The sequence below is a fragment of the Prevotella sp. CAG:255 genome, from assembly GCF_000431195.1.
Classification (GTDB): domain Bacteria; phylum Bacteroidota; class Bacteroidia; order Bacteroidales; family Bacteroidaceae; genus Prevotella; species Prevotella rara.
Map to the genome: position 1 here is coordinate 20702 of NZ_HF986762.1, position 22342 is coordinate 43043.

Below are 22342 nucleotides of genomic sequence, written 5' to 3' on the forward strand. Positions count from 1 at the left end.
ATTTTATAAGTAGATTATAGGATTAGTGTTGGTCTTTGTGAGATAAGTCACAACTCCCGGACACGCTTCCTCGATTATTGATTTAAATATTTCGTTAGTATACTGTTCGCTCTGATAGTGGCCAATGACGGCAATCTGTATTTCCTGCTCATGGCCGAAATACTCATGATAGTGCATCTCACCTGTGATAAAGGCGTCTGCTCCCTGTGCAATTGCCTCAGGCAGGAGGAACGAGCCTGCGCCTCCGCAGATGGCAACGGTCTTGATGGGACGGCGCAAAAGCTGATTGCACTGCACACACTCAACATCGAACGTGCGCTTCAGCATCAGCACAAAGTCGTCGGCGGCAAGCGCCTCGGGCAACTCTCCTATAACTCCGCTGCCGCACTCGATGCCCATAACCGTCTTTTCTGCAAAGAAACGGCAGTCATGAAGCTCCATTTTTTCAGCTATCTTGAAGTTAACACCGCCACGGGCATTGTCCATGTTAGTGTGCATGGAAACCACCGTGATATCATTCTTTAAAGCCTTGGCAACGGCACGCTGCACGTCGTCGGCATAGGTGATGCGCTTCAGTGCATGAAAAATCAACGGATGATGACTCACGATGAGATTACAGCCTAAAGCCACAGCCTCGTCGACCACTTTTTCGGTAACGTCAAGGCACAATAAAGCCCCTGATACTTCCGCCTCTGTCAGTCCTGCCTGCAGGCCGGCATTATCAAAGCTCTCCTGCAGGGGCAGAGGCGCGAAACGTTCAAGGGCGTCAACCACTTCTCTTATTTTCACGCTTTTCAGCCTTTTAAATAATAATAATGTGCAAAGATAGCTATTTTCAGCGGCTTGTCAAAGAGCGGCGCAATTTATTTACATTCTTTAACCACTATTATTCATGATGCGCTTCTGCCCAAATCGTCAACAATGCAGCCTGACCATCTGTTGCTTGTCGTACAACAGTAAAAATTCATGACACACGACATGCGTAACATGCCGATTTTTCACACATTTATGTAATTATTTTGCATGTTTATTCTTAAATGAGACAAAATGCATCTTTTTGTTGAAAAACAGAAGTTTTTTGCAGACTTATAGCAGCAGAATTATTACTTTTGCAGCCAAAATTTTCAATAGGTTAGTTATGAACAAAAAGACAAGGATACCAAATCCAATCGTAGCCCTGACTCCTTTAGCCGTTCTCGTGGCCCTGCTGGCCATGGTCATCCCTACCTTCGGGGGCGACGCCCTGCTTGGCGGCAGTCAGGTGTCGCTGCTCATAGCCTCGGCTGTTTGTGTGGGCATAGCAATGATAAAATACAACTACAAGTGGAGCGTGCTTGAGGAAGGAATGGCCAAAAACATAAAGAAGGTTACTCCGGCCATAGTGATACTTCTGCTCATCGGAGCCATCTCGGGCACATGGATGCTCAGCGGAGTGGTTCCCACGCTGATATACTATGGTCTGCAGATTCTCACGCCGCAGTTTTTCCTTGCGTCGTGCTGCATAATATGCGCCATAGTGTCTATCATAACCGGCAGCTCATGGACCACCATAGCCACAATAGGCATGGCACTGCTCGGCATAGGCAAGGCGCAGGGATTCGACGAGGGATGGATTGCAGGAGCAATAATATCGGGAGCCTATTTCGGCGACAAGATTTCGCCGCTGTCAGACACGACAGTGCTGGCATCGTCAACAACGGGCACAAAGCTGTTTACCCACATACGCTATATGCTCATAACCACCGTGCCGTCGATAATAATCACTCTCGGCATATTTACCGTTGCAGGACTTGTCATGAGCCACAGCGGCAACGAGCAGAGCGAGCTTTTTGCAGGCACGCTGGCACAGACATTCAACCTGTCGCCGTGGCTTCTGCTGGTGCCGGTCATCACGGCTTGTCTCATTCTGGCCAAACTGCCAACCATCATTACGCTCTTTATATCGTCTGTTATAGCCGGAATATGCATTCTGCTGTTCCAGCCTCACATCCTTCTGCAGATAGTAAACGGCAGCGTTCTCGACTTCGCAACAGGATTCAAGGCCCTGATGACGTCAATATTCGGAAGCACATCCATATCAACGGGCCACGCCGAAATAGACGCTCTTGTTGCCACAAGGGGCATGCGCGGCATGATGGACACCATCTGGCTGATAATCTGTGCCATGTGCTTCGGCGGCGTGATGTCGGCAAGCAACATGATAAGCAGCATAACCAATCTTTTCGTGCGTTTTGTACGCAAACCCGTTAGTGCCGTGTGCTCTACTGTGGGCGCAGGACTCTTTTTCAATACCTGCACTGCCGACCAATATCTGTCTATCATACTTACAGGCAACCTGTTTAAAGACCTTTACCAAAGCCGCAGACTGGAGAGCAGACTGCTTAGCCGTACTGTAGAAGACTCGGTTACAGTAACATCCGTGCTCATACCATGGAACTCATGCGGAATGACTCAGGCAACAGTGCTTGGAGTAGGCACTCTGACCTACCTGCCCTATTGCTTCTTTAACATACTCAGTCCGCTGATGTCCATCCTTGTTGCCTTCACAGGCTTTAAGATAAAACAAATTATCACGCAGCCAAAAGAAGAGAACATAACAAAAGTGGCATAACATACCTGAATATTCATTTATACAGACATAAAACAAATGCGACAAAAACTTACCGCTATAGGTCTTTTCGCTTTGAGTATGACCAATGAGCGATAAGTTTTTGCCGCATCAGTAACTTAATTATCTGGATAATTCTAATCACATAAATTATTTTACATATCTTTATATTCTGTCTGTCTTGAATATATCGTTATGCTTTCTGTCATGTCAGAATATATATCCAAGAGTAAAGCAAAGGCTGTTATTGTTGATTTTATATCGGTGAAGTTGTGTATATGGCTACCTTGCTGTTGATATATCCGTCATATGGCTTTCAACTTTCTGCGGTAGTTCCGGCCTTAGATGTGCCGGCTATATCTGACTCAACATATTAGAATGTCAGGCCTATTCCAAAAGAAATAGAGTGCCGTGTGCTATTACTCTTGAAAAATTCAGTTTTATCCATTGCCTCATTATAATAAGCTGTTGTAATATCACAAAAGTTTTTTAAGTCATACGCAATCTGAAAATTCAGTCCGAAATGTCGCATTATCATCCAAGTATAACCAATACCTAATCTTCCCGAAAAGCCGGAGTTGCTATCATCACCCAACTTCAGACCATAACCTAAATCTGTAAACAGATATGCCTGTGGCTGTTTCCTTACTGGTTTATAGCGCAATGTCGCAAACACTGGGTATGTATTAAAGTCAGGTTCGGTGTAACGAGCCAATCCCATGCCTATCCCGACCGACCATTGTGTTGCCACATCGTAGCGCGCAGCGACTTGCAACAAGTTGCCACCCATCTTATACGAGCCTCTATTATACGTATATTCTGCGAAATTTTCAGACAAGCCAAGGCTGTATTGGTAGTCTAAGTCAAAATGTAATTTTGATTGCGCTAAAGCAGTTACAGAAATGAAGCTCGCCACTATTATTGATACAAATATTCTTCTTGTCCGTACCATAGATATAAAATTTAATTAGTTTAATCTTTCTTGATATATATTCCGTTCAAATGATTTCCCGGTTTCCCTGTCAAAATGGTTTCACCGCCAATATTTTTTTCACTTTTTCCCTATATTTATCGGGGTAGCCGTATTTTCACACCATCAACAATGACAACTTTAAGTTGCATTGAACAACTATCATTGATTAACACATACCGCCACAACAACTCACGACAAGAACTATCCGACACATACCCGGCCGTTACCATACAGCCCCATGCCGATAAGTTCCTGTCGTTTCAGAAAATTGCCATAAGGCATTGCCTATCACTGCAATTGTCTTAAATATCCATAATCATGTCAGATATGAATGTGTTTTTGCACTTTTTGTTGTGTCAGAACACATATCCAAGAGTTAGACGCAGACTATTGTTGTTGATTTTATAATAGTCGTCCTGATTAATCAACCCACGCATATATCCGGCTGAAATCACATAATGGTCTTTCACGGTCAGCTTAAGTTCTGCACTGCAGCCAAAATCCCATCTCTTTATCGGTGATATCGTATATGTGTCAATCCGGCTGCTGGTATATCCGTTGTATGGCTTCCAGCTCTCTGTTATGGTATTAGCCCCTGACGTTCCGCCAATGCATGATACGACATCGCCTTTAAACGAGTCGACACCATAATGTCCATAAACCCCAACCATAGGAGTAAGCGATATGCCACTGCCCAACCTGAAGGTATAGCCAACTTTCAGAGGTATCTCGAGCGACATTGTCTTCACATTAACCTCGCTGAACTTCATCTCTACCGGATAATATTCCGTCAATGCACTGAACTGTCCGTTAGATACAAGCAGGCTTATCCCCGATGCCAAAGCAACGTTATTGTTGAATGTATAGGCAACATCACCGCCCACAACAAACCCGGCCTTAATCTTTGACTCATCAAACGGAGGATTGTTCTTAGCCGAATACCACAGCAAATCTGTGCCGGCATGTACGCCGAACTTTAATCCCTGAGCGTTGACATGCAGAACTGCAACACACAAAATAAACAATAAAATCTTTTTCATTTTTATTTATTATATTAATATTAGAAACTGTCGCAAAGGTATACAAACGCATACAAACCTGCAAACAGCGCGGACAAAACCAATTTTCGGTAATCACTGAAAATCAATAAGTTACATAAACAAAAGCGGACAAAATCACTTGATTTTGTCCGCTATATCAATAGTTTCTTTATCATTTCGCAGCTTGTTAAGTGCCCTGCTCCGCGTTTTACGATATGCTTCGTCCGAAAGACCAAGCATATACTTTATTATGTTTTCATCCTTACCCATATTGCGCAACACGCAAAACAGTTTCTCCTGAATGGTAAGTTTGCTGCCTTCAAGTTTCTCTATACGATGAACAAAAGTCATGTCTATAACCCTATAGCACTCTATAAGCGATTCGCGTTCGCTCTTGTTAAGTTGAGAAATATTCTCATTGCGCATCACGCTGTAAAGATAATGCAGTCCATGCTCTATTTCTTCGAAACGCGACAAATAGTCTTTCAGTTCATCCTTGCTTACCGAAAGTTTGCCGCTTAGCTCTGTTATAGCAGCCTGCTTTTCACCAATAATGGTCTTTAAAACCTCTGTCTTTTCTTTTATAGTCTTATCACCGTCTTCCTTTATCTTATTTATTCTTATCTGCATCTGCAGCAAATCGTTTTTCAATGCGCTTATCTGTGCGGCACGCTTACGCAGCCTTCGCCCGGAAACAACAAATGCTGAAAGCACCGACGTAATTACGACAAAACAAACAAAAACTATCATTGTCATTTTGCGCCTTGCAAAACGCCTGACAACCTCTTGGTCATATTTTTGCCATAAATCTGTTGCAAAGCTAGCATTAACAAGTCTGTTAACTACCGTAAATGCCGAATCGCGACGGCATTTCATAATATAAGCTTCCTTAAACTGTCCCTTTGCAGCATAATATTCGCTCAATGAATTGTAAAGCCATACATTAGATTTTGCGTTATCTGAAGACATCAGTACATTTACCAGCGAGAAGGCATCCTTCTCACGACCAGTCTTCAAATATAAATCAGCCAGCAGATTAAGTGAACGCCAGTCGCTACCGCCATAAAGCGACACATTTAGCATTTTCTTTGCAAACCTCATGTCGCCATGCCCAATATGCATCTGCATGAAAGCAATCTTGTTGTAAACATTATTCATACCAGGCACAAAACTGTCAGGTATACATTGTTCTGCCTTTGCCACATACGTCAGCATGCTGTCGCGCCGTCCGGCAAGTCTCATGGCAAGCGCCATGGCGTTATTTCCACGCATTCGCCACTCATTGCTGACAATGCCGGCCGATATTGTGTTAAGCATACGTGCATAGCGCAAAGCGTTTATTGTGTCATGTTGCTTCATGTTGAGCATGGCCAAATGCTCATATATGCGCATTGCCATGACAGAGTCTCTCACATCGTCAATCAGGCGTGCCGCCCTTATCAAATCACATTCCACATCATCAGGCGAAGCACCTTGCCTAAGCCTGATCATGCCCATATAAAGCCAACAGCGCTGCAACATGGACTTGTTGTCGGTATCTGCATAATAAGTGATGCTGCGTTTCAATGCAACCGAATCTGTGTTAACCACAAACCGACTAAGGACATACGACATAAGCATGTCGTAATAAGCAACATCTTCTTCAGAAGACAGGTCGAAAGTCGTCATCGAATACAATATATTATAGGCTGAATCCGGATTGTCTTCAGCCAGACTGTCAACAAGTCTGAGTGTTGACGACGAACGACCGCTATCGCAAGATGCGGCTATCGAAATTGCGGCTATTACAAAAAACGAACATTTTATCAAGCCTGATATTGTTTTCATGTCTTATATTTATTCTGTGTTGATTATAGCTGCGGAGTTACCAATTTGCAATGTCTGCCGTAGCTTCCACATTTTTCTCGACATCATCAGGAAGCGAAGGGAAGAAGTCAATGCCCGTGATGCGCTCCACCTCGTCTACGGTGTTAACGTATGAATCTTTTGGCCGGTTGCCTGAAGTATTCTTGTAGATAAAGCCTATTGCCTGCGGATCATCGCCCGTGCGCAGCACTACTTTGAAAAATGCCTCGGGCACAACCACCTTGTTCTTGCCTATTGTCTTGTGCTTACCTTTATATAATATAGGGCCGCAGACTATATACAGGTCGCCGTATTTCTTAGCCCATTTGCGGCATGCCATCTCCATCTCGTTCCAGTCGCCGCGGTTAAGATTGCCGTTCTGCGGACACATATTGGTAAAGAGGAACGACTCCTCCATGGCTTTCTTGCTCCATTTGTTGTCGGCAGCCGGACACATGTGGCCACGGTCGTAGCCCGAATTATAGTAGTCCCAGTCTGTTGCGCGCGGCTCCGGCACTTCCGTATCCTCTGCAAAGTCTACGCCCGAGCGCTTTGCGCTTCCCTCGGTGCGTTCAGCCGTAAGATGCCATGCCACCCAGTTCGGCAGCAGAGTGGTCTTGTTATACGATGCCACATACCCTGTGCGCTTCAGTATCTGCTCAGGTGTCCCCTTCGGTGATGTCTGCATAACCAGCTTGTCATCGGCTTCTGCAGCTCCGGCAGACGCATCGCATACCCCGGCCTCGCCGTCTTTCTGGTCAAGTTCCTCTACCAGCGCCTTGCCAGCCTCGCTGATAAGCGCCTTGTTATTCTTTGCCAAGTCGCACGAACACAGCGCGACGACCGCAATAAACAATAAAAAATAAGCTCTAAAGTTCTTCATATCATCTGCGAAGATAGCTATTTATACGGTTATAAACAAGAAAATCGGGCTGATTTTACAGCTTATGCTATAAGACCAGCCCGACTCTTTTTATTCTACGTCAGCTTAAACAGGCATGTTTACGCGTCCGTAGTTGTACATTTTCAAAACGTTCACACAATACTTGTTGAACTTCTTGTTGTCTAAAATCCTGTTAACAATCTTTTTCATAATCTTTTTACCTTTCCTATTTTTAATTTCTACCTGTAGGATGCATCTTCACATCCTTGTTATCCTTTTTCCTTTATTTCTAACGCAAAGGTAATACCATTTTCAGCATGTCAGAACGTTTTTGTCTATGAATTTGGCTTATAGTGCCTCTATTTTGACATGCGTCAAACAGGTTGATTTACATCAACGAAAATCTGACATAATGACACCTTATATAATAAAATGCAGCTTTTATTTGCTCATTATCCGCACTTATATTATTTTTGTAAAGCAATCAGAAAAGACATACACACATTTTGCATAACATAAACAAAACCGAAGCAAAAAGTATGAACAACAATGCCATATTGCTGCCCGAATGGGCAAATCAAAGCGCCATACAGCTGACATGGCCGCACGAAGGCACCGACTGGCGTGAGTATCTTGACGATATATGCGCAACATACGCCGAAATGGCTGACGCCATAACACGATATGAGAAACTGCTCGTGGTTGCCCCTGAACCGGAATTGGTGAAAAAGGAACTCAGCAAGAGACTGACAAGCTGTCAGTTGGACAATATAATATTCCATAAATGCCCCACAAACGACACATGGGCACGCGACCACGGATTCATAACACTTGGCGGCGACGGCACCTACACGCTGCTCGACTTCCGCTTTAACGGATGGGGCGACAAGTTTGAGGCCGCTCTTGACAACGCCATAAACCGCAGTCTGTACGACAATGGTGTCGTAGAAGGCACTTACACCGACCTTAACAGCTTTGTGCTGGAGGGCGGATCTATTGAGAGCGACGGACGCGGCACCGTGCTGACCACAAGTCAGTGTCTTCTGGCACCTCACCGCAACCAGCCGTTAACACGCAGCGAGATAGAGCTGAAACTGAAAAGTATGCTGCATGCCGAACGCATCTTATGGATAGACTACGGACATCTTGAAGGCGACGACACCGACGGCCACATAGACACACTGGTAAGAATAGCTCCCGACGACACCTTATTATATATAGGATGTGACGACAAGAGCGACAGCCACTATGACGACCTGAAACGCATGGAAGAACAGCTGAAAACGTTCCGTACAGCCGACGGCAAGCCATACAGACTGATGCGCCTGCCCATGCCTGCGGCAATATATGACGACGGCGACAGGCTTCCGGCCACTTACGCCAACTATGTGATAGTGAACGGCGCCGTGATTTATCCTACATACAATCAGCCTGACAACGATGCTGAGGCCGAAAGAGTAATTAAAGCGGCCTTCCCCGGCAGAGATGTCATAGGCATAGACAGCCGTACCGTTATACGTCAGCATGGCTCGCTGCACTGCTGTACGATGCAGCTCTACAGCAAAATAACGGAACAGAAACAATAAATCATCAAAGCATATACGGCTCATAAAATCCTGAATGTCAACACATAAGGCAGCAGCCGTAAATTAACTCAAACAAAACAACAGCAAAACAGAATGAAAACAGGAATAATTCAGCAGCATAACACAGCTGACAAGAGATACAACATGCAACGCCTTGCAGAAAGCATAAAGGCACTTGCATCTGAAGGAGCAGAACTGATAATATTGCAGGAGTTGCACAACTCGCTGTACTTCTGCCAAGTTGAGAACGTCAACAACTTCGACCTGGCAGAACCGATACCTGGTCCGTCGACCGAGTTTTTCGGCAGTCTGGCCAAAGAACTTGGAGTGGTAATCGTCACTTCGCTTTTTGAAAAACGTGCAGCAGGACTTTACCACAACACTGCCGTGGTGATAGAACGCGACGGAACTATAGCAGGCAAATACCGCAAGATGCACATTCCTGACGATCCTGCATATTACGAGAAATTTTATTTCACACCAGGCGACCTTGGTTTCCACCCCATCGACACATCTGTAGGACGTCTCGGCGTGCTCGTATGCTGGGATCAGTGGTATCCGGAAGCAGCCCGTCTGATGGCTCTTCAGGGCGCCGAAATGCTAATCTACCCCACAGCCATAGGCTTTGAAAGCTCTGACGAACCTGCAGAACAGCAGCGCCAACGCGAGGCATGGACAACAGTGCAGCGCGGACATGCCGTAGCCAACGGACTGCCTGTGGTTGCCGTAAACCGCGTGGGACACGAGACCGACCCGTCGGGAATGACCGGAGGTATCGAGTTCTGGGGCAGCTCATTCGTTGCCGGACCGCAGGGCGAACTGCTATACAGGGCATCAGACCATGAGGAAGAGCGCAAAGTAATAGACATCGACCTGGCACACAGCGAGCAGGTGCGCCGTTGGTGGCCGTTCCTTCGCGACCGCCGCATAGATAAATACACTGATATTGTGAAGCGCTTTATCGACTGAGACATCACATCATGGCATTAAAGCCCCAATCGGTTACTAGAATCCGGTCGGATTTTACTTCATATTGAGCGTATTTTTGTTTGATTTTTTGCAGACATGGCGGATTGTGTCAAGAAAAAGATAGCAAAAAGGCGCCGATATAAACAATAAGACGGGCAGAAAGCATGAATGCATAAAATAGATAAAACAGTATTCTGTCTAATTACCGGTTGAGGTTAAATTCATAATGTCCCATATGTCTCATTTGTCTCATAAATAATTAAAACAGCAATGGAAGGAATAATCTTAGGACTCCTCATCCCCCTGATGGGCACAATGTTAGGCTCAGGTTTCGTGTTTTTCATGAAGAAAGACATGCCCCCGCTGCTGCAGAAAGCCCTGCTTGGCTTTGCCTCAGGCGTTATGGTGGCAGCCTCGGTGTGGTCGCTTCTAATACCCAGCATGAATATGTGCAGCCATATGGACAAATGGTCTGTCATGCCTGCAGCTGTCGGTTTTCTGGCCGGCATAGGCTTCCTGCTGGCCATCGACTATATCACGCCACACCTTCATCTTGGCAAGTCTAAGCCCGAAGGACCGCGCAGTCATCTGTCACGCACGGCAATGCTGTCGCTAGCCGTCACCATACACAATCTTCCTGAAGGCATGGCTGTAGGCGTAGTACTTGCAGGAGCCATGCAGAGCGGAGCCGGTATAACGGCAGCCGCAGCCCTTGCAATGTCACTCGGTATCGCAATACAAAACATTCCCGAAGGCGCAATCATATCTATGCCCATGCGCGCAGAGGGCAACAGCCGCATGAAGTCGTTTCTTTTAGGCAGTCTCAGCGGAATAGTTGAGCCGTTAGGCGGACTTATTGTCATTCTGCTTGCCTCGATGATGACGCCCGTGTTGCCTTATCTTCTGGCCTTTGCGGCAGGAGCTATGATCTACGTTGTTGTCGAGGAGCTTATCCCCGAAGCCTCTGAAGGCGAACACTCCAACATAGGCGTAATTGGCTTTTCCGCCGGTTTTGTCCTCATGATGATTCTTGATGTCGTGCTGGGATAAGAGATGATAATTTAGAATTGAGAATGGAGGATGGAGAATTATGATTACTCTTGATGGATAGGAGTAATAAAACAAATCATAATTCTCCATCCTCCATTCTCCATTCTCAATTTTCTAAATAAGATTTAGAACATCAGCTACAATTTGTTCCTCGGTCAGATGGTTGTCGCGCAGCAGCTGCTCAACATCATATCTGTCGTAAAGAGCCTTACGCACGCCGAAACATATTGTCTTCATTTCCGATGGTCCGTAATAGCGGCTTATACGCTCTCCGAAGCCTCCGTCTATGCATCCGTCTTCTATCGTAACAACCAATTTGTGGTCTTTCTTCAGACCTTCAAGCATTTCTTCGTCAATGCCTGACACAAAACGGGGGTTGATAAGCGTGGCATTTATACCTTTACCGGCAAGCATCTCTACCACCTTCTGACCTTTCTGATAGAAGTCGCCAAGAGCAATCACGGCCACAGTGTCGCCCTTTTTATCCATCTTATACTTATTCAGCTGGCTGTAGTCCGTGTCATACTTCTCATCGCTATGTGCCACGAGAGCCTCCGGTATGCGTATTGCCACAGGATATTCAGTCTGCCTTATAGCCCAGTCTTCCATGGCAACAAACTCTTCGTATGTCGTCGGGGCAAGATAAACAAGATTAGGAATATGACTGAGCATAGGAATATCAAAGAAACAAATATGCGTTATGTCATTCATTCCGTAGACAGATGCGCCTACAACATTTATCACAGCAGCGTTTCCATTCACACAAAGATCCTGTGCAATCTGGTCATAGGTGCGCTGAATAAATGTGGCATAGGTCGTGTAAACAGGTCTTACGCCGCCTTTAGCCATACCGGAACTCAAAGCCACGGCTTCTTCCTCGGCAATGCCAACGTCGATATACTGGCGTCCCATCTGTTTTCTTATCTCCGGAGTAAAGCCAGCTCCGCCTGGAACGGCAGACACTACGGCAACCAACTTCGGATCGTTCTTTGCCTTCTCTGCAAGATATTGGCCTATAAGTGCCGGAAAATACTCCTCGCCATCACCTGCAGAAGCCTTCAGATTACCTGTCTCAAGGTCGAAAGGCATACTCCAGTGGAATCTTTCCTTGTTCTCTACTGCAGGCGCATAGCCATGTCCTTTCTCCGTATGAATGTGTACAACGACAGGGCGTTCGGCGTCCTTCACTTGCTTAAATGCGGCTATAAGCGAGGCTATGTCGTTGCCGTCCTCAACATAAACATAGTCGAGCCCCATAGCCTTAAAGAAGTTTAGTTCTGCTTTTCCGGCTGTATCACGCAGCAGCTTCAGGTTTCCATACAGTCCTCCGTGGTTCTCGGCAATAGACATCTCGTTGTCGTTAACCACTATTACCATGTTTGTACCTATCTCAGCGGCCATGTCAAAGCCCTCAAAGGCCTCGCCTCCACTCAGAGATCCGTCACCGATAACAGCCACTATATTCTCCTTTCCGCCCCGTATGTCGCGCGCTTTCTGCAATCCTGTAGCCAAAGCCACAGACGTAGAAGTGTGCCCTATCTCAAAACAGTCATATTCAGGCGACTCTTCCGGCGAACTGTATCCTGACACATCATCAAAGCGCTTGTTGTCTAAATATCCGTAAGCGCGGCCTGTAAGCATCTTATAAGGATAAACCTGATGAGACACATCGAACACGATTTTGTCCTCAGGAATGTCAAAAACATACACAAGTGCTATCGTCGCCTCTGTTATACCGAGGTTAGGGCCCACGTGACCTCCGTGATTGCTGACACGGTTAAGCACACCTTCACGAATTTCTCCGGCAAGGACATCGAGCTGCTCAATACCAAGTTTGCGGACATCCTGCGGACTATTAATTTTCTCTAAATACATAAATATATTTCCATTTATCTTATTTCAAAGGCAAAATTACAACAAACCCTACAAAAACAGGATAAACAAATTACATTAAAAAGTAAACATTCTACTCTTTCACACCATTCAGGCAGTAAACATTAAGCCATTCAAGACACCCAAGTTGGTGTGATGAATGGCCATTACCCCACTGCTGAACAGCCATAAAAGCAAGCCTGACAGCAGCATATTTCACATCTTACGCCTCAAATTTCACATTCAACTTTCAGTTCATACGAGGCGTTGCAGATTATTTCTCTCCGTCATTTTCAGGAGCCACATATTTGCCGTCAACCTTCAACGGCTCAACATGAAGCCCCACATGAGTATCTTCACCAAAATGCTCACGCAGTTTCTCTTCTATATCGCTTGCCCTTCTGTGGGCCTCATAAAGAGATATGTCTCCCGGCATACGCAGGTGCATCTCTATCGCAATGTTGTTTCCTATACGCCTTGTGCGCAGGTTATGTATTCCGCTCACGCCGATCTCACTTTCGGCAATGCTCTTTATCTCTTTCTCCACATCATCAGAAAGACTCTTTTCCAGCAGTTCATCAGATGCCTGACGAATCAGTGTCAGGGCTGTCTTGATGATGAACAGACTCACAACAACAGCTGCTATCGGGTCAAGCACGGCCCAACGGGAGCCCAGGAATATGGCTCCGCCAATACCCAAAGCCGTACCTATTGACGAGAAAGCATCGCTTCTATGATGCCATGCATTAGCTATGACAGCCTGAGAGTCGACAGCCTTGCCAACCTTAACAGTAAAACGATAAACCCACTCTTTTAGAACCACGCTGAGCACAGCGGCAATGAATGCCACATATCCGGGCTGCTGAAGCGGCTCACCATTAAGGGCCATTATGATTTTCTCCACTCCGCCATAGCAAATCATCACTCCCACAAAGAGCAAAGCCAGTCCGATGAGCGATGTTGCAAGAGTATCATACTTGCCGTGTCCATAATCGTGGTCGCTGTCCTGCGGTTTGTTGCTCAGCTTGACAAACAGCAGAACGACAATATCCGTTATCAAGTCTGACAATGAATGGACAGCATCGGCAATCATGGCGGCCGAATGTCCAAGTATTCCGAACACAAACTTCAGCACGACAAGAACAATGTTGACCACGCTTCCTAGCACAGTCACCTTGTAGATTTTCTTTTCACGCGTTTTCTTATCCATCATTTTTACCTGTAAACCAATATTTATAAAAACCGATAATTATTTTATCCTCAATATAAAGTTGACGCTTCCGCCGCCAGACTTTTGCCTGGCAGCAGAAACGTCACATAATATCATATATGCTGCGATCTCTTCATACACACCATAACATGCAGCCCGGCTTATTGCCGTTCCTCATGTTCTTTCTTGCCAAACTCCGGATCGATGTCGACAAATGCCGCGACAAGGAATGTGATGATACAAAGAATGACAACTATGATGAAGAACCACAGATAGCCCACAAGCTCCTGAAGATATCCTGCCACAAGTCCGGGCAGCATCATCGACAGCGCCATCAGCGCCGTACACAGTGCATAGTGAGACGTCTTATATTCCCCCTGACTATAATAAATAAGGTAGAGCATGTAAGCCGTAAAGCCGAAGCCATAGCCAAACTGCTCAATAAACACGCACACGTTGATAATAATGAAACTGTCGGGCATGGCGTAGCTCAGATAAACATAGACAAGGTCAGGCAGCGTTATGGCGCACACCATGGGCCACAGCCACTTCTTCAGTCCGTCGCGTCCGGCAGCCATTCCTCCTAAAATTCCTCCGAGCGTAAGTCCTATTATGCCAACCGTTCCCTGCACAAAGCCATATTCCTGAGGTGAAAGTCCCAGTCCGCCATTGCTTCCGCTGTCGATAAGAAACAGCGAAGAAACCTTCGCCAAAAGTCCTTCGGGCATACGGTAAAAGAGCATGAACAGGAAAGCTATGAGCACCTGTTTTGCCGGCATCTTGGTGAAAAACGTCTTTACAGACAACACCAGCTTTGTCCACACCTCACGTGCACCGGCATTGCGCAGTCCGCGGTCTGACACAGGGCACGGCAACACCAGACTATGCCACAGCCACAAGGCTATAAACAAGCCCGTAACGCCATAGAACATAAGGCTCCACGAATACTTTATGCTGTTGCGGAAAAGCACCTGCAAGTTGCCTGCAATCATCACAAGAACGCCCTGTCCGAATATTGTCGCAAACCTGTAGAACGTACTTCTGATACCTACAAACCACGCCTGTTTATGCTGGTCCATGCCGAGCATATAGAAGCCGTCGGCCGCTATGTCGTGCGTAGCACTGCTGAACGCCATCACCCAAAAGAAGAACAACGTGCCCTGAAGCCAGAAACTGGTGGGAATGGTGAACGCCACGCCGCCAAAAGCCGCACCGATGAGCAGCTGCATGGTGATTATCCACCAGCGCTTGGTCTTGACAATATCTACAAACGGACTCCAAAGCGGCTTTATTACCCAGGGCAGATACAGCCACGAGGTGTAGAACGTAATCTCTGCGTTTGTCAGTCCGAGCTGCTTATACAGGATAAGCGAAATCGTCATCACGGCCACATAAGGCAGTCCCTCGGCAAAATATAGTGTAGGAACCCAGCTCCAGGGGTTCCTGCTCAACTTCTTACCAGAATTCATTTTCTTGTTCAAAGTTTTATGTTAACCATATATTTTTCTTATTTCTGCACCGCGGTAGTAGTGCAGAAGTATCTCATCATACTTATATCCGCGCTCGCCCATCACGGCAGCACCGATCTGACAGAGGCCTACTCCGTGGCCCCAGCCTGCACCTGTAAGCACAAAACGCTGCGGCACGCCGTTGCTGATGTCTGCCTTGTCAACGACAAACGCACTGCTGTAAAGATGGCTCTCGCTCAGCACGCGCCTTATTTCAAGCTCCTTGCCGATGGTGAACGAGCCCTTCGTGCCCACAATCTTCAGTTTCCATATACGTCCGCTCTTTCCGCGGGCAACAGGCTGCAGGTCTACAATATCACCGAGATCCAGTTTCAACTTGGCAGCAATAAGTCCTGCCAGCTGCTCCTGTGTGTACTCCACCTTCCAGCGGTAGAAGTCGGCAGTCTCCTGGTCATAGTCGTTGAGCACCTGCGACAGAATCTTCTTGTCGTGCGTGTTGCAGAAAGCTTCGCCGTTGCCTCTTATCCATGCCTCAGCCTCATCTTCATTCGTCAGGTCGGGCAGCACGGCTCCGCCTGAAGCATTGTCGCGCAGAGCCACCAGATATGGCTGCGGCGTGTCCTCCCAGCAATACTGATACTCCTCGGTTATGCCGCCGCAGCATTTGCTGAAACGGGCATCGCAGATGTCCTCACCCGACATCAGTATCTGTCCACGAGTCTCACTCACGGCCTGCTCCACATGCCTGTTCTTGGCTTTGGTTATGCCCTGATAGCGCTGACAATGGTCGTCGGCACACACGTCGAATATGGTATGGTCGTCGCGGTCGTACCAGCGTATCAGCTCGTCGTCTTTCTTTATGAACGAGAAGAATCCGTTGCCTCCGCTGCTCTGACGCTTGCGGCGCTCCATCTGTGCCAGCAGCCAGCTGCGCGATATTACGGCATGAGCCTTGAGGAACTCAAGCGACGAAGTGGCCTTCATCTCACTCGAGATGACGCTTATCAGATAGTTTTCCACTGGCAGACGGTTGATGGCACATATCTTGTCGGCCTCAACTACTATTTTCAGCGTGCCCTGGAATGTCTGTGTCTCCTTGCGCTCCCAATGGAAGTTTACTCCAATGGTTACGTCGCTCAGCGAGAACGACGCGTCCTTGTCACAAGGCGTAAACGTAAGTTCACGGTAAAGATTGCCGTTCCACAGGATGCCTCCCTCTGAGAACGACACCTGCTGCGGTCCCGTGATAACCTCGCCCTTTGCCATATACTCGCCGTTGAGCGAGAAACAGATGCTCTCGGCACTTACAATGCCTACATGCACCTCTGGCTCAACATGCTTGTAAAACCTTGCGCCCGGAGCCTCGCCACAATGTGCCGATGCCTTTATCTTAGCCACAACCTCACACATTTCGTCATCCGTGATGGCCACCTCGCGCAATATGCCTTCGGCCTGTTCTGCCGTCAGCCGCTCAAAGTCTTCTCTTCGCGGCGTTATTATCAGTCCTGCCATGTCGAGCGCGCCTGGACTGACAAGCATCTTGGCGTCGCCGTCTGCCGAATAGCAGTCGGGTCTGTGCTTGCGGCGCGGAAATACCACCGTCAGCCACTGGCCTGCAGACATCCAGCTCACTACATTCATCATCGGCTCTATGTCGCCGTCGTGCATAGGCAAAGCATTGTACACACAGCGGAAGAGTCTCTCGTCGGCCTCGGCATTGCGGCTCCTTATCAGCAAGGCCGGACATGCCCAGCTGTTGATGACTGATATGTCGTTGTCGGCGTCGAGCGCATGCACCACCGTTATGTCGCGCACCAGTCTCGACCATGATGCCTGCAGGGGCACCTTGCCGCTCGTTCCGGCCTGGAAGTGCATGTGGTCAGGAGCAGAGGCTCCGCACTTCGGACCGTTATAGAACACCATAATGTCGGGATTCTGCGTCAGTATGGCGTGCATCTCTCCGTAATATTCGAGTATGTGCTGCGGCTGATGCTTCACTGCCGGCAGCGTGAAGTGTACGGGAAGTATGGGATATGGATTAACCAATATGTCGAAGTTGTCGTCAAAGCGCTTTATCTGCTGCTCCTGCGGACGGTTCTCCTTGCACAGGAAGCATGGGCGCTTGCTTATCGAGGCCTTGTCTATCGAAGCTCCGGTTGACACCATGCGGGCAGGGTTAAACTGTGCCACGAGGGGCATTCCGCCGTCGCTAAGGTCGCGCGTGAGCACCTCCTGCAGGTCTCTGAAGTTGTGGCGTGCCAGGCTCCACGTCTCTATCTGTCTGTTGAAGAAGCGATAGAGCGAACTGTCTGCCATCATGTCTGCCTTGCCGGCTGTCATCTGCTGACGTGCCAACAGCTCCATGGTGCGCAGGCGGTCTTTATACAGGTTGTTGGCGTTGACCTTGTCTACGGTCAGCGCAGCGTCGCTGTTGCCGCCCCAACGGCGGCACAGATACAGTTCGGTGAATATTCTGCCTATCTTATAGCGCCTGCTGAAGGCCAGTCCGGCAGCATAGTCTTCGCCGTAGCTTGTGTTCGGGAAGCGTATCTGCCTGAGCAGCGGCGTGAAGAACGCGCGCGGCGCTCCCAGTCCGTTGATGCGCAGGGCGTTGTTGCATCCGTTGTCGTCGGTCCATTCTGCATGACTTATAAGTCCCGGCGGCAGCGTGTTAAGGTCGAAGTCGCACATACGGTAGCTGCCTACAATCATGGCGGCACGCTGCCTGTAGAACTCGTCGACAATAGTCTGCAGCGTGTTTTCCGACGAATAGAGGTCGTCGCTGTCGAGCTGCACGGCAAAGCGTCCGCACCGCTCGTCGTCTATGGCAAGGTTCCAGCATCCGCCAATGCCAAGGTCTGTGCGCTGCGGCACGATGTGTATCAGAGGAGCACGCCCGTCGCTCTTTGCGGCATACTGCTCCAGCAGCTTCGTAGTGTTGTCGGTCGAATGGTTGTCAACGACGATGACGTTGAACGGAAAACTTGTTTTCTGCGACAGCGCGCTGTCAACGGCATCGCATATTGTCTTTTCACGGTTGCGCACGGGTATCACCACAGACGCCTCGTATTCGAAGTCCTGCTCGTTGAAGTCGGGCTCACGATAGAGCGATGTGTCGATTAGGGCGCCAACGGCCTTCAGGTGTGCCGTAACGGCCTGCTCCATCTCTATCTGCACCTCACGGTTGGCAGGGTTGACATAGTCAAACTGCTTGACACCGCTGGCCCTGAGGTCTCTCTCCTCTTCTGTGTACAGCAGCTCGTTGATATGGAACAGGCGTCCGCAACGGCTGAGATAGAGCCACAGTTCATACCATCCTGCAAATCTGTATGCCGACTCTTCAACGTCGCGCGCAAACCTGTTGAGCAGCGTGCCTTTGATCATCACCACGCTGCCGAAGTCGAAGTCGTCGCGCAGACTGCCTTCCTGCCAGTCTATCACGGGGTGTGGCTTTGGTTCGCCGTTCTCTACCGATATGCGGTCGCTGTACACCATCGACGCGTCGGTCTCGGCTGCCACACGCATCATGCGCTGTATTGAATACTGCCCAAGACTTACGGGCACGGTCTTCAGGAATACCAGTGCATAGTCGGCCATGCAGCTCTCGGCTATTGCGTGCATTGCCGATGCCGACAGCAGGCCGTCGACGGCAATAAACGAGCAGTTTTCGGGCACGGGTGTGCTCATAGCCATATCTTGTGTAACCATCAGGTTTATATGCCGTATCATGCGGCTGCCTTTAAGCTGACGCAGGGTGTTGGCCACCGCACTGATGTCAGCGCAAGGCAAGAAGCAGTCTATTGTTCCTCTCATTTCTGTTTTTTCATAAATTGTTACGCCGCGCCTGCCGCTCCATGCCGCCACACGCGGAGGCACGCAACAAAGCCACGGCGACTCGTAATTATATTGACATGCAAAAGTACACAAAAATCCTGACAACTCGGTTGCATTTACCCGAAAATAGACATGGCACAAAATCAAAATCAGCAAAAAAGATGACGGCAATATCCACCAACACATTTTCACCTTACGCAACAATGCCTCATGACTTGCCCCTGCGTCCGTTTCAACGGATAACGGCAAGGATATTGCATCTCACGAAATGACGCGCCAATCCTTTTACCTTTATTAACAAAATATGCATTTTAGTACCTACAATTTTAACTTTTCATTTTTCATATTTTAGCAAAATACATCTGCCCCAAACTGCCCTTACACCACAACTTCAGGCATATCAGCATGCAGCCTGTGGTTTTTCGTATTGCAAAAGGTATGCTCTTGTAGCACGAAAGACCGCCTTTTGCATAGCCGTTTGATACCTATTGGTGTCCAAAACCGCCTTAATCAGAGGCTAAAAGGACACAAAATGGATACAAAAGAAGCCGTAAAAACACTGCCGCACAAGCTATCCCAAGCATCAATTTTGCATACCTATCTGACTGTCAGCATCTTGCAAATAACGGCATAAAACGGGCATTTCTCGCCGGAAACTTTACTCCGTTTAGGAATAATGCTACTTTCAAACTTTTTAAGTTAAATAAAACCATACCGATTTAACCTACATTAACCATAAAACATTACACCATCAAACCCTATATATACATTGCCAACCGCCGGCATTACAGCCAAAACTCAGCCGTACCCTTCGCGTTTCCGCATACCGAAGGCCTGCATAACGCCGGCATGCAACGATATGGCAACACATTTATAATAAAGAAAAAACATTAAACATCCCGATTATCTCACTTTTTTTAGCTAACTTTGTCGGCCGTAAACAAAGAATTTTTGAGATGGAACAAAGCACTACACCGTTATTGGGATTAACACTTAACGAACTTAAAGATGTTGCCAAAGCCATGGGCATGCCGGCTTTTGCAGGGGCTCAGATGGCCAAATGGCTATATACTCAGCACGTAAGCTCAATCGACGACATGCTGAACATCTCGAAAGCTAACCGCGAAAAGCTGAAACAGCACTACCGCATAGGATGCCTGCCGCCGGCCGACTGCCAGAAGTCTGTTGACGGAACGATAAAATATCTGTTCCCGACAGAGAGCGGTAAGTTTGTCGAGACGGTTTACATACCCGACAAAGACCGCGCCACGCTTTGCGTGTCGTCGCAGGTGGGATGCAAGATGAACTGCCTGTTCTGCCAGACCGGCAAGCAGGGCTTTGAGGGCAGCCTCACAGCCACCGACATACTTAATCAGATATACTCGCTGCCTGAGCGCGACAAGCTGACAAACATCGTGTTTATGGGCCAGGGCGAGCCTATGGACAACCTCGACAACGTGCTCAGGGCTACAGAGATTCTCACAGCCGACTACGGCTACGCATGGAGCCCCAAGCGTATCACGGTGAGCAGCGTAGGCGTAAAGAACAAGCTGAAAAGGTTTATCGAAGAGAGCGAATGTCATGTGGCAATAAGCCTCCACTCCCCTGTCCACGAGCAGCGCGCCATGCTCATGCCTGCCGAAAAGGGCATGCCTATCGCAGATGTCGTTGAACTGCTGCGCAACTACGACTTCAGTCATCAGCGCCGCCTGTCGTTCGAATATATCGTCTTCGGCGGACTCAACGACTCCATGGTGTTCGCCAAGGAGATTATCCACCTGCTCAGGGGGCTCGACTGCCGCATCAACCTCATAAGATTCCATCAGATACCGGGCGTTGACCTCCACGGAGCCGACGACGCCACAATGGAGAAGCTGCGCGACTATCTTACGTCTCACGGCGTGTTCACAACAATAAGGGCAAGTCGCGGACAGGACATCTATGCTGCCTGCGGACTGCTCAGCACGGCAAGGAAGGAGAGTCAGGATAAGTGACAAAGTGTCTGCGGCTATTGCTCCTGACGGCCATCGTGGCCTTATGCTCATGCAGCGGCGGCCCGCAGTCGCTGTTGCCAAAGAGCGGCGGACGGCCTTACGAGGTTCTGCTCGTGGCTTCCGACAGGCGTTGCGCAGCCGTAGTAGACAGCGTCCTGACGCAGGACATGCCTTCGCTGCCACAGCGCGAGCCGATGTTCGACGTGTCGCTGATAGACACCACACGCTTTAACCAGACCACACGGCTGGCGCGCTGCATAGTAATAGTAACCGTCAATCCGGCGGTGTTCACGTCGACACGCATAAGATACGAGAAAAACGTATGGGCAAGACCGCAGCTCGTGGTATATGTCAACACACCGTCGGCATCACAGCTCAGCCAATATATGGCAAAGGCTGGCCACCGGCTCACAAGTCTGCTGACAAGGGCAGAAATAAACACGGCAATATCAACGCTGCGCGCCGGAAGCAACCGCAAGGCCGAGAGCAGCATTAGGCGTATGTTCGGATGGAACATGCGCATACCTGCCGAAATGAAGGCGGGCAAGACGGGACGCAACTTTATATGGCTTTCGGACAACAGGCCCGACCGCATGCGAAACATCTGCGTCTACTCATACAGCGGCACCACTCTCGACGCACACCGTGCCCTGGCTGCGCGCGACAGCGTCATGAGACTTAACATACCGGGCGAACTCGACGGCATGTATATGCAGACAACTCCCGGAAGCGTGACGGCAGGACGGGCAACAGAAGACGGATGCACCGTGATGATAAGCCGCGGACTGTGGGAGATGCGCAACGACGCCATGGGCGGACCGTTTGTGTCGCTCTCTACAGTCGACTCAGTCAACAGCCGCATCATAGTGGCAGAGGCTTTTGTCTATGCGCCGGGCACCAACAAGCGCAACCTGATAAGGAGTGCCGAGGCTGCACTATACACTCTAGGCAGGCACGCCGCCAACGGCAGTAACAGTAAAGGCAGCCGGCAGCCCGACTGACATAAGGT

General features: G+C 48.4%; 15 protein-coding genes. 6 read left to right on the plus strand and 9 right to left on the minus strand.

The genetic code is table 11. From position 1 onward, the window contains the following. Positions 1–3: 3 nt before the first annotated feature. Complete coding sequence (locus QVO66_RS00790; RefSeq protein WP_021853463.1) at positions 4–789, minus strand: Nif3-like dinuclear metal center hexameric protein; 786 nt, start codon at positions 787–789, stop codon at positions 4–6. A gap of 349 nt (positions 790–1138) precedes the next feature. On the opposite strand from QVO66_RS00790, the gene QVO66_RS00795 reads away from it, so the two are divergent. Next, complete coding sequence (locus QVO66_RS00795) at positions 1139–2611, plus strand: Na+/H+ antiporter NhaC family protein (protein ID WP_288172403.1); 1473 nt, start codon at positions 1139–1141, stop codon at positions 2609–2611. Between the two features lie 370 nt (positions 2612–2981). Here the strand turns inward: QVO66_RS00795 and QVO66_RS00800 are convergent, their stop codons facing one another. The 4 genes from QVO66_RS00800 to QVO66_RS00815 all read right to left on the minus strand — a co-directional run bounded on the left by QVO66_RS00800 (position 2982) and on the right by QVO66_RS00815 (position 7349). After that, positions 2982–3560 (minus strand): outer membrane beta-barrel protein, encoded by a 579-nt coding sequence (locus QVO66_RS00800; RefSeq protein WP_021853465.1) that lies wholly within the window; start codon positions 3558–3560, stop codon positions 2982–2984. A 377-nt stretch (positions 3561–3937) separates the two neighbouring features. Then, complete coding sequence (locus tag QVO66_RS00805) at positions 3938–4621, minus strand: outer membrane beta-barrel protein (RefSeq protein WP_021853466.1); 684 nt, start codon at positions 4619–4621, stop codon at positions 3938–3940. A 135-nt stretch (positions 4622–4756) separates the two neighbouring features. Further along, a complete protein-coding gene (locus QVO66_RS00810; protein ID WP_021853467.1) occupies positions 4757–6448 on the minus strand; it encodes a hypothetical protein in 1692 nt (563 codons plus the stop codon). 37 nt (positions 6449–6485) lie between these two features. Then, positions 6486–7349, minus strand: a complete 864-nt coding sequence (locus tag QVO66_RS00815) for a DNA/RNA non-specific endonuclease (RefSeq protein ID WP_021853468.1) — start codon at positions 7347–7349, stop codon at positions 6486–6488. Between the two features lie 539 nt (positions 7350–7888). On the opposite strand from QVO66_RS00815, the gene QVO66_RS00820 reads away from it, so the two are divergent. From QVO66_RS00820 to QVO66_RS00830, 3 genes are all read left to right on the plus strand, one after another. Beyond that, on the plus strand, positions 7889–8935 hold the full coding sequence (locus QVO66_RS00820) for an agmatine deiminase family protein (protein WP_021853470.1): 1047 nt from the start codon (positions 7889–7891) through the stop codon (positions 8933–8935). Positions 8936–9028: 93 nt separating this feature from the next. Then, entirely contained in the window at positions 9029–9904 is an 876-nt protein-coding gene (locus QVO66_RS00825) for a carbon-nitrogen hydrolase (protein WP_021853471.1), read from the plus strand. A 270-nt stretch (positions 9905–10174) separates the two neighbouring features. Further along, positions 10175–10954 (plus strand): ZIP family metal transporter, encoded by a 780-nt coding sequence (locus tag QVO66_RS00830; protein WP_021853472.1) that lies wholly within the window; start codon positions 10175–10177, stop codon positions 10952–10954. Between the two features lie 114 nt (positions 10955–11068). Here the strand turns inward: QVO66_RS00830 and QVO66_RS00835 are convergent, their stop codons facing one another. From QVO66_RS00835 to QVO66_RS00850, 4 genes are all read right to left on the minus strand, one after another. Beyond that, positions 11069–12829 carry a 1-deoxy-D-xylulose-5-phosphate synthase gene (locus QVO66_RS00835; protein ID WP_021853473.1) on the minus strand — a complete coding sequence of 587 codons (1761 nt, stop codon included), beginning with the start codon at positions 12827–12829 and terminating at the stop codon, positions 11069–11071. A gap of 271 nt (positions 12830–13100) precedes the next feature. Beyond that, positions 13101–14036: a cation diffusion facilitator family transporter gene (locus QVO66_RS00840; RefSeq protein WP_021853474.1), complete on the minus strand. Its 936-nt coding sequence runs from the start codon at positions 14034–14036 to the stop codon at positions 13101–13103. Between the two features lie 161 nt (positions 14037–14197). Beyond that, positions 14198–15505 (minus strand): MFS transporter, encoded by a 1308-nt coding sequence (locus tag QVO66_RS00845; RefSeq protein ID WP_021853475.1) that lies wholly within the window; start codon positions 15503–15505, stop codon positions 14198–14200. 21 nt (positions 15506–15526) lie between these two features. After that, on the minus strand, positions 15527–19318 hold the full coding sequence (locus tag QVO66_RS00850; protein ID WP_288172404.1) for a DUF4922 domain-containing protein: 3792 nt from the start codon (positions 19316–19318) through the stop codon (positions 15527–15529). Between the two features lie 977 nt (positions 19319–20295). Here QVO66_RS00850 and rlmN point away from each other — a divergent pair. Together rlmN and QVO66_RS00860 are read left to right on the plus strand one after the other, a co-directional pair. Beyond that, positions 20296–21333: a 23S rRNA (adenine(2503)-C(2))-methyltransferase RlmN gene (gene rlmN, locus QVO66_RS00855; RefSeq protein WP_021853477.1), complete on the plus strand. Its 1038-nt coding sequence runs from the start codon at positions 20296–20298 to the stop codon at positions 21331–21333. Continuing rightward, a complete protein-coding gene (locus tag QVO66_RS00860; RefSeq protein WP_021853478.1) occupies positions 21330–22334 on the plus strand; it encodes a DUF4837 family protein in 1005 nt (334 codons plus the stop codon). Before rlmN ends, QVO66_RS00860 begins: the two co-directional genes overlap by 4 nt. Positions 22335–22342 lie beyond the last annotated feature (8 nt).